Origin of the sequence: Nocardia sp. (assembly GCF_025465275.1) — a bacterium.
Lineage (GTDB): Bacteria > Actinomycetota > Actinomycetes > Mycobacteriales > Mycobacteriaceae > Nocardia.
Window position 1 is genome coordinate 1 of the sequence record NZ_JAODNK010000067.1, and the last position, 10,144, is coordinate 10,144.

At 65.7% G+C, this 10,144-nt stretch carries 8 protein-coding genes; 1 reads left to right on the forward strand and 7 read right to left on the reverse strand.

What is annotated here, in order from left to right; genetic code table 11:
• Positions 1-103: 103 nt before the first annotated feature.
• The 7 genes from JWN03_RS45490 to JWN03_RS15100 all read right to left on the reverse strand — a co-directional run bounded on the left by JWN03_RS45490 (position 104) and on the right by JWN03_RS15100 (position 9,286).
• A complete protein-coding gene (locus JWN03_RS45490; protein WP_366914423.1) occupies positions 104-397 on the reverse strand; it encodes a nitroreductase family deazaflavin-dependent oxidoreductase in 294 nt (97 codons plus the stop codon).
• Between the two features lie 23 nt (positions 398-420).
• Positions 421-1,992, reverse strand: coding sequence for a flavin-containing monooxygenase (locus JWN03_RS15075; protein ID WP_297614861.1), 1,572 nt, complete (start codon positions 1,990-1,992; stop codon positions 421-423).
• The gene (locus tag JWN03_RS15080; protein ID WP_297614862.1) at positions 1,989-4,565 is read right to left on the reverse strand and encodes an SDR family NAD(P)-dependent oxidoreductase; all 2,577 of its coding nucleotides are present in this window, start codon (positions 4,563-4,565) and stop codon (positions 1,989-1,991) included. The genes JWN03_RS15075 and JWN03_RS15080 overlap by 4 nt, the downstream gene beginning before the upstream one ends.
• A 26-nt stretch (positions 4,566-4,591) precedes the next feature.
• Entirely contained in the window at positions 4,592-6,220 is a 1,629-nt protein-coding gene (locus JWN03_RS15085) for a flavin-containing monooxygenase (RefSeq protein WP_297614864.1), read from the reverse strand.
• 168 nt (positions 6,221-6,388) lie between these two features.
• Entirely contained in the window at positions 6,389-7,861 is a 1,473-nt protein-coding gene (locus tag JWN03_RS15090; RefSeq protein ID WP_297614866.1) for an ABC1 kinase family protein, read from the reverse strand.
• Positions 7,862-7,975: 114 nt separating this feature from the next.
• Positions 7,976-8,782, reverse strand: a complete 807-nt coding sequence (locus JWN03_RS15095; RefSeq protein ID WP_297614868.1) for an amino acid-binding protein — start codon at positions 8,780-8,782, stop codon at positions 7,976-7,978.
• A 141-nt stretch (positions 8,783-8,923) separates the two neighbouring features.
• Positions 8,924-9,286, reverse strand: a complete 363-nt coding sequence (locus JWN03_RS15100; RefSeq protein WP_297614870.1) for a TfoX/Sxy family protein — start codon at positions 9,284-9,286, stop codon at positions 8,924-8,926.
• 107 nt (positions 9,287-9,393) lie between these two features.
• On the opposite strand from JWN03_RS15100, the gene JWN03_RS15105 reads away from it, so the two are divergent.
• Positions 9,394-10,144: glutamate--cysteine ligase (locus tag JWN03_RS15105; RefSeq protein ID WP_297614871.1), on the forward strand; the 751-nt coding region annotated here is incomplete at its 3' end.

Sequence of the window (10,144 nt, forward strand, 5' to 3'; positions counted from 1 at the left end):
ACCACCGCAAGCGGCGGCAACGCCGCCTCGGCCGCCTGACCCCGATCGAGTTTGAGACAATAAACCAGCCCGCGATCGCGGCCTGAAACACCACACCCGCGAGTCAACCGAACTCGGGGCAGTCCCCCCGAGGATCAGCAGAAATGTTGTAAAACCAATCAGGCTGCCGCACAGCCGCCCCATGCGTCCCCACCACCAAATACCCCTCCCCAACCCGCATATACGACGTCAAGAAAACGCTCCGAGGCTGCCCACTACGCCGCCCCACGGTAGTGAGCTCCACCAACCCCACCGGCCCAACCCGTACATTCCCACCAGCAGCCCGAAACAACGGCGCAGACACCGCATCAAGCAGCGCGACACCGGACCGAACCAGCGCCCGAGGCGTTCCTGTCATGACCTACTCCTCATCCACAACCGTCAGAGCGCAGGGGCAGACGCCCGCTGCCCGTCCGCACGAGTGCGAACCGGCCGCGCAGTGGTGAACTGATAGTCATCGAGCGGGAAATGCCGGTTCTCCCAGTACATCTCAAGCTGCGTAGAAGGCCGGAACGCCGCCCCGTCACCCTGATAGTTGATGTAGTACGTATTCGAAGTCGCACACCCCTGACTGAAAAGGTGAGTCTTCTTGGCACGCTTGTCCATCCGAGCGAAGTAGCGGTCATGCGGCTCCTGCCGCACCTCGACGCAGGTTGCCCCCCGCCTGCCCGCCTCGGAGATCACCCGTGCCGCGTGCGCGGAGGTCGATTCGATCAGCGGAATGTACGAGCCCGGTGCGTAGGCGTACGGCCCGACGATCAGAAACGCATTCGGGAAGCGCGGCACCGAAACGCCCTGATATGCCTGGAACCGGTTGACGTCCCAGAACTCCCCGAGCTCCAGCCCATCCCGCCCGTAGATGGGATACGGCGGCGTGAAGCCCTTCTCCATGACCTTGAACCCGGTCGCCAGCACCACCATGTCGAAGTCCTGCGAGGTGCCGTCGGCGGTGACGATCCCCGTGGACGTGAACCGCTGGATCCCATCGGTGATCAGATCCACGTGCGACTGTGTGAAGGTCCGGAAGTAGGCATTGGACACCGACGGCCGCTTGCAGCCGAGCCGGTAGTCCGGGGTCAGCTTCTCCCGCAGCTTGCGGTCACGCACCTGAGCGAAAAGATAACTCTTGAGCGCGGTTTCGCCCACAGTCAGCCCGACAGAGGTGAGCCGCGGATGGGCGGATACCGCCAATCCTGCTCCGAGACCGGCATTCACGCCCACATTGCCGACAAATCGCACGGTCTGCTGCACCGCCGGGAAGTTGAGCACCGAATTGAGCACCGGACCCATCCGGAAGTCCGGCTTGGGCGCGATCCAGATGGCGCGGCGCTGGTAAACCGTCAGTTGCGCAACATCTTTGGCCAGCTCGGGAATTAGCTGCAGGGCGCTGGCCCCGGTGCCGATCACAGCCACCCGCTTACCCCGATAGTCGTACTCATGATCCCAGCGAGAGCTGTGCATGAGCTTGCCCTTGTAGTCCTCGATACCCGGAATCTCGGGATTGTGCGGCTGCTCCAGCCCGCCCACCGCGCCGATCACGAAGCGCGCGGTAATCACCGTGCCGTCCTCCAGCGTGATCCGCCAGAAATCGTTGACCTCGTCGAACACGCCCTTGGCCGCCCCCGATCCCAGCCGCAGCTTGTCGCGCAGCCCTTGCTTGTCGACAACCTCCTCGGCGTACCGCTGAATCTCCTCACCGGGTGCGAAGAACCGAGACCACTTCGACCGCTGCTGGAACGAGAAGTTGTACACCGGCGACGGAACATCCACGGCCACACCGGGATAGGTGTTTGCCAGCCAGGTGCCGCCGACGCGAGACCATTTGTCGATGATGACGAAGTTCTCGACGCCGGCCTTGCGCAGCGCCACGCCTGCGCCGATGCCGCCGAGACCCGCGCCGATCACAGCGACCTCGTAGGTGGGGGAGAGGGGGGAACCATTGGTGGAGTTCATGACTGGGACCTCGCGTCCTGTGATTCGGAGATGATCTCCGGAAGTTGTTGCCGGCGCAGCTTTCCCGCGGTGGTGCGGGGGAGCTCTGTGACGAACACGATGTCGCGCGGCACTTTGTAGTTGGCGAGTGTGGATTTGATGTGCTGTTTCAGCTCGTCGGCGGTGGCCCGCGCACCGTTCTGCAGGACTACCGCCGCCAGCAGCCGCTGCCCGAAATCGTCATCGGGCACCCCGATCGCTCCGGCATCGGCAATAGCCGGATGTGCCAGCAGCACGGTCTCCACTTCCTGCGGGAAGACGTTCTCCCCACCGGATACGATCATGTCGTCGGACCGGCCCTCGATGAACAGCCGACCCTCCGCATCGAGATGCCCGAGATCGCCGGTGTCCATGTACTTTCCGACCATGGTCCGCTGCTTGCCGTCGCTGTAACCACGGAACATGGTGGGGTTCTTGTTGACAATGCGCCCGGTGGTCCCGGTCGGCACCTCGCGGCCCTGCTCATCGACAATCCGAATGTCTACGAAGCCGGTCGGCGGCTTGCCGACCGTCCCCGGCGCGGCCCGCAGATCCGCGGGCGTAGCCAGCGCGCCCGCACCGGATTCGGTGGATCCGTAGCCGTTGAACAGCACATCCCCGAACTCGTCCATGAACGCGACCGCCAGCCACGGCGGCATGGGCGCGGCCCCGCACAACACCATCTGCAAGGTCTCGGTGTTGTAGTTCTGCCGCACCTCCGCCGGCAGCTCCATAATGCGTTTCACCATGGTCGGCACCAGGCAGGCGATCCGCACACTGTGGCGTTCGATATCGGCCAGCGCCTGCTCGGCATCGAATCGCTCGTGCACGACGGCGGTGGAACCGGTCAGGAAGGCCAGCAGCAGCGCCCCGAACCCGTAGGTGTGATGCAGCGGCGGCGCGATGACGATCGGGCTGCCCAACCGCGGAATCGGCTCGATCTTGGCCAGATCGCCGATGGCCAGCACCATGCGCGGGTGCAGCCCCGCGATCAGGGGAACGGCTTCCCGGACACCGAGCTGCCGGGGAGCGCCCTTGGGCACCCCCGTGGTGCCGCCGGTCAGCAGTACGACCGAGCCGCCGTATGCCGGAGTGCGCACCGGAGCACCGCCCTCGGCAACAAGCTCCTCGACAGTCGGCAGTCCGCCCGCGGACCCGCGCACCAGCACACGGCGTCCCTGATACCCGGATTTCTCTATCTCGGTGTGGAATTCGGCGTCGTACAGCAGTAGATCCACGTCCTCCCGCTCCAGCACCTCACCGATCTGCGGCCCCGCGAACCCGTAGTTCAACGGCACCAGATCAGCCGAGAGTCGTGCTGCCGCAAAGGAAGCCACCACGAAGCCGCGATGGTTGCGGCTCAGTACCCCGATTCGACTGCCGCGCCCGATATTCCACCGCGCGCGCAATGCCGCAGCCAACCGGCGCACCTGGCGATGCAGCTCGGCGGCGGTCACCGACCCGCTGTCGTCGATGAGGGCGAGCCGGTCGGGGAACCGTGCCGCGAAGGAAGCCAGCACCGTCGCCAGCCCCGCCCCATCGCGCAGTGACAGCAGCAGCTGCGGAATCCGTTGTGGCGGCAGCAGATTCCATGCCCTCGCCGCCGGTATCCAGCCCGCAATGGTCACCGCATCGTCGAGCAGATTGACCGCCTGCTCCACCTTCCCGATCGGCCCGGCCCAATCCGTCGGCCGATTGTTCCAGTTGCCCGCCCTCGCATACAGCCCCATGGCCCGCTGCGCGGTGTGCGAACTGTCCAGCGCATAAGACATCGGCGCGGCCGCGCGCTCCCACCACGGCCGGATGGCCAGCGGCCGATCCACAATGGCCCGGCACACCATGCTCGCCGCTTCTTCCGGCGACATGCTCGGTGTGTACCGGTACATCCGGAACGGCCCCAGCATCTCCGACCGCACCAATTGCAGATGCACAGCGGTGGTGGTGATGCCATCCGCCCGCAATTCCGGTGCGGCGCCGCGCATCCAGGAGTTGAAGGCCGCCTTGGTCGCGATGTACGCGGTCCAGCCGACACTCGGCGCGTGCACCCCGGCCGTACTGATATTGACGATGTGCCCCTGCTGCCGGGCCCGCATGGACGGCAGCAGGCTCAGCACCAACCGCACCGGCCCCAGGTAGTTCACCTTGGCGGTATCGTCGAAATTGTCCCAGCGGTCCAGTGAATCCGAGAGCCACCGGCGAATCGACTTGCCCGCATTGTTCACGAACACATCGACCCGGCCGTGATCGGCGAGCACCCGATCGATGAGCTCCGCACAGGCATCGGTATCGCTCAAGTCCGCCGGATACGTGTGAACCGTTCCAGAACAGCCGAATACCTCCGTGCTCAATTCTTCGAGGAGCTGCGCGCGACGCGCGACCGCCAGCACGGTCGCACCGTTCGCGGCCAGTCTGAGAGCAGTGGCCCGTCCGACACCGGAGGACGCACCGGTCACCAGAATGACCTTGCCCGCGACCGCCGGTCCCAGCCTGCGATCACTGATGCCATAACTGGCCGCGCCCATAGCGATCCGGACCGACTTGGGTAGTTCGATCATGGCTCAACTTCCTTGTCGAGCAGGGGTCACGCGGGGCTATCGGTTTTGGCGCGCCGCGTACGTTTCGGTTTGGCGCCATTGGCCTGCGGCGGGGCGGTGATCACCTGCGGCCGCAGCAGATCGAATCGATAGTCGGAGAACGGGAATCGCCGATGCCCGCGCCGCGCCGCGAAGAATCCGGTGGGACGGATATAGGTGCTGTCCCCCTGCGAATTCCGATAGTACGTCGGCACATGCGCATTCAGCTCGGCCAGATAGAACCGCATGGCCGCACCGTGCTGATAGATCGCGCGATGGTAGGCGTCGTGCGCTTCCTCCCGCACCGCCACGAAGGTGGCCCCGCGCCGCCGCGCCTCCGAAATAGCCCGCACCGCATGGTCTGCCGTCATCTCCACGAACGCATGCCATCCGCTGCCCGACCACGAGTACGGCCCGACCAGCGTCCACCGATTGGGCAGACCCGGCAGCGACACGCTCTCGTACGCCTGTAGACCGTGCTCGGTGTAGAACTTGCCCAGGTCCAGACCCTCGCGCCCCACCACCATGCCGGGGGTGTAGGTCTCGGGATCGGAGAAGACGTGGTATCCGGTGGCCAGCACCACCATGTCGAATTCGTGCTCCACCCCGTCGGTGGTGCGGATACCGCTCGGGGTGAACCGTTCGATCGAGGTGGTGACCAGTTCGACATTGTCACGATTGAAGCTCAGCAGATAGCCGGTATTCGCGGTGGGCCGCTTGGCAATCGGCCCGTAGTCCGGTGTCAGCGCCGCCCGGGTCTGCGGATCGCGCACCATCAGGCGCAGCAGCCCCCGGTATCCCGCGATGGCGGACGCGTCCACGGCCCGCATGGTCGGCCGCACCACCGCCATGGGCGCATTCGACATTGCCCGCAGCACAAGATCTACGGCAACCAGCACCGCCCCGTGCGTCGCCGCCTGTAGCCCCGGCGTGCGCAGGACCACCTTCACCGCTTCGGGAATCTTGGGATTGGGCTTGGGAATACACCACACCGGCGTCCGCTGGAACACCGCGAGAGTGCCCACCTCCCCGGCAATGGACGGCGTGATCTGCACCGAACTCGCGCCGGTGCCGATAATGGCGACCCGCTTACCCGTGAGGTCGTAGTCGTGATCCCACTCCGAGGGCCGCTGCAACTTCCCCTGATAGTCCTCCAGCCCCGGAATACCAGGATCCTGCTTCGGGCTGACAAACGCACCTACCGCGCTGACCACGAAGCGTGCGGTAATGATCGCGCCGCCTTCGACATGCAGCTTCCACCAGTGGTTGTCCTCGTCCCACTCCTCGCTGACCACATTGGTGCCGAACCGCAGATGCGGATACAGCCCGAACCGCTGTGCGACATCGATGTGGTACTGCTTCACCTCGGCGCCGGGCGCGAACAGCCTGCTCCAGTTGGCATTTCGGGCGAACGAGTACTGGTAGGCAATCGACGGGATATCGACTTCCAGTCCCGGGTAATGGTTTTCGTTCCAGCTGCCGCCCACCTCGTCGGCGCGCTCGATAATCACGAAATCTGTGACGCCCGCTTGCTTCAGCTTGACGCCGGCGGCGATTCCACCCGGCCCCGCGCCGATGACGGCGACCTCATGGTCCGGGGCGGACCCCGATGTCGACGGATTTCCATTCGATGCCATGTCCGGCCTTTCGAGAGCGAAGCGGCCGACCGCCTTTCGAGTAGCTGCGGCCAGCCGTCGGCGGCCCGTTGCGAGGCCGCCGTGGACTCGTCCCGCACCAGGCGGGGCTCTACTCCAGAGTAGAGCTGTCTGGGACAGTGATCAAGAGCTATCGGGAAACCGGGAGAATCACCCGGTGGCAGCGTCCCGTTTCGCTGCTCCCGCGCGGCGCGATCGTGCGGCAGCGAGGTCGACGGGCCCGCCGGTCCGGGCGTGATAACGAGCCATCGCCGCGGCGAATTCCGGTGACCAGCGCAGTATTTCGTCGCGCAGCGGCCCGGTGGTTTCGAGCTGACTCAGCAGGCCCAGCAGCGTGGTCATGGCCCGCGCGAACGGGGTGTAGTAGGCGGGCAGGCTGAGCTGCCGGTGCACATTGCTCAACCGAGGGTTCATCGCGACGAGTACGCGCTCCCGCAGCCAGGCGCGGTCCACCCGAGAGTGCTCCTGCCGCAGCAGTTCCACGAACGGGAGCAGCTGCTGGGCCAGCGCCGGCACATCGAAGATCCGCTGCCGGTCGGCGAAACCGTGCCGCCGCATGGCCGTATCGAGCTCCGCCGTACCGCCATTGAGCAGCGCCTCGGCAATATCCTGGACCAGCGGCGCGAACTGCGGCGGCGGCCAAGCCGGGCAGGCGCCGAAATCGACGACACCGAGTCGGCCGTCGGGTAGCACCCGGAAATTCCCCGGATGCGGATCGCAGTAGAGCAGTCCGGTGCGCTCGGCGGAGGACAGCACGAACCGCAGCGCCTGCACCCCGACCCGATCGCGCTCGGACTGCGCGCCGGAGGCGATCAGTCTGGAAACCGGTATGCCGTCCAGCCATTCGCTGACAATGACGTCCCCGCGTTGCGCCACCACCTCCGGCACCCGGAAATCCGGATCCCGCGCATAGGCCGCGGCGAAGGCACGCTGACGGTCCGCCTCGGCCGCGAAATCCAGTTCCGCGCTGACACATTCGGCGAGCCGATCGGTGACCGCCCGGATATCGGCATTGGGAACGAAGACCGAGAGCAGCCCGGACATGCGCCGCAATTGCGCGAGATCGGCGTGCACCGCCTCCCGCGCACCCGGATACATGACCTTCACCGCCACGCTGCGGCCGTCGTGCCATACCGCGCGGTGCACCTGCCCGATGGTGGCCGAGGCGGCCCGGCAGTCGTCGAACTCGCGGAACTGCCCGCGCCACTGCGGTCCGAAGGTCTCCGCCAGCACCGCGTGCACCGTGCGGGGCAGCATGGCGGGCGTCGCATCCTGTAGGCGGGCCAGGGCGATTCGATACGGTTCGGCCAGTTCCGGCGGCAGCGCCAGCTCGTAGATGCCGAGCATCTGGCCCAGTTTGGCGGCGAAGCCCTTCAGCTCGCCGAGCACCTCGAAGAAATGCTGCGCGGTGCGCAATCGAATGTCCTGATCCACCTCGCCCGGCGATCTGCCCAGTGCCCGTTTACTGGCGCCGGCCGCGCGGCGGCCCGCGAAGGCAATGGGCAGCGCCGCCAACTTGGCCGCGCGCACCGCCGGCCGGGCAGGCGGATACCCGGCGATATCGCGCTGTTGTTCCGCGTCTCCCGAGCTCCTCCGCCGTGCACCGATGCGCCGAACCGCCATCCGATCATCCCCTTGCGCCTATCGACCTGTGCGCCAGGAGCAGTGTGCCACGAGGTGAAACCGGGAAGCCCGGATTGACGGGATTGTGCGGATCAGCCCTGGGTGCGCTGCCGATCAGCCTTGACGGGCGGTGAGCCGGGCGAGGTCGGTGAGCCGATGTGCGCGAGCGATCTCGGCCGGCGTGAAGGGATCCTCGGGACGCACGAAGGTCATGGCGTCGATCTCGATATCGGGGGCGATCTCCAGAATTGTTCCGGTTGGGGCATATTCCGGATCCACGGTCGAAACATATTGTGCGCCCAGCAATTCCGCGATGACCAGCGGCAACTCACCGGGATCGCCGGCCACCCGGGTGGCCAGACTCAGTGCGCGGGTCTGGCCGTCCACCAGCGTCAGCGCCGAGGCGGGCCAGATGCCGACCGTCGTCCCGCCCGCTTTGGCGATGGCGTTGGCCAGGCGCGGCGGCCCGACATCGGCGGGCGTCGACACCACCAGTTCGTCCAGCACACCGTCCTCGAGGTGGTGCACATGCACCGTGAGGATATTGGCGTGGCGGTAGGTGAGCTGTTTGGCGAGCAGTTCCAGTCGGCCCGGAGTGTTGTCCAGGCGCACTCGAATGCGCCACAGCAACTCCGCGCTGTCCAGGCGCTGCCGATGATCGAGCTCCGGCCCGTGCAGCCATCGGGCGAGATAGCGCATGGCCCCCGGCTCCACCACCCAGATGACCAGAATGGTGGTGGTAATTGTCAGTACGACGACAGTAACGAGATATGGCAAAGCGAAATGGATGACCACTGCGTGCAGAGCCAATTCGACCGGGAACACCGCGGCGAGCTTGGCCAGAGTCAGCCGGGTGCGACGAGGATGGGGCAGGCGACCGCATACTTCGCATGCCAGGGCATGAACCTCGGTTTGCCTCATATTCACCAGAGTGCGGGGCCGAGATTTCCGCGCTGTGCCCCGGTGTAAATAGGTGGTGACACGAAGCGACAAAATGACTGCGCGAGCGGCATTTTCAGTGAAGCGAGCCACACGAATTCATGCGATGTGCCGCACCGCACACTATTTGCGCCGGCTCCTGCCCGCGGCCTGTTTCACCGGAAGGCTGCCCGCGTAGGCGACCCCCCGCTCCACCCACTCGATGAGCGCATCGTCATCCTCGACGGTCTCGGTGGTGACCCGTACCCATCCGCGCGTCTCCCGACCGCCCATCACCATGGTTTCGACCGCTCCCGGCACGAGGAGATCGGTGTAGTTCTCGGGATCGAGCCGCACCATCAGGCCGCCTCGCCCGCTGGCGGCGACGGCCATATTGCCGCCGACCAGGAATGCCAATCCGCCGAATAGTTTCTTCTCGACCACTTCCGGCAGCGCCGGCCCCAGCGCATCCCGAATCCGGTCGGCAAGCTTTTCGTCATAGGTCATCTCCGCATTGTGAACCCATCGACCGACAAGTTTGCGCCAGGGATACCAGATCGAAACAGACCATTCCGGCAGGTGTCAGGCGCGCGGCGATGAGGTACACATGACGAGTGGAAGCCCCGCCGACGGTGGGTGTCGAAGAGGAGTTTCTCCTCGTTGATCCGCGCACCGGTGCGCCGGTCGGCAGAAATGCCGACGTCGCCCGCACCGCTGCGGATTTCGGCATCGATATGCAATTGGAGATCATGCGGTGCCAGGTGGAGACCAGCACCCGTGTGCACACCAATACGGTTGATCTACTCCGGGAATTGCGCGAATTGCGGCGTGGCGCCGCGGCCTGCGCGGAGAAGAACGACGCACTACTGCTGGCAGTCGCCGTGCCCCCCACCATTTCGGACGAGATGCTGTCGATTACCAGCACTCCGCGCTACCACCGGGTCGTCGAGAGGTTCGGCAGGCTCGCCCGGGAACAGGGCCTGTGCGGGTGCCATGTGCACGTCGCGGTACCGGATCGTGAAGTGGCACTGCAGGTCAGCAATTTCCTGCGGCCCTGGCTGCCGCTGCTGCTGTCGTTGACGGCCAACTCGGCTATCTACCACGGTGACGAAACCGGTTATGCCAGTTGGCGAAACATTCTGTGGCGGCGCTGGCCGAGTGCCGGACCGCCACCTCACTTCGGCACGGTCGTCGAGTTCGACGCCGCGGTCGAGTCCATGCTGTCGCTGGGCGTGATCCTGGACCGCAAGATGGTGTATTGGGATGTGCGCCCGTCGGTTACGTTCCCCACCGTCGAGGTCCGCGTCAGCGATGTACCGGCTACCGTGGAGGAAACCGCGCTACTGGCCACGCTGGTCCGGGCCG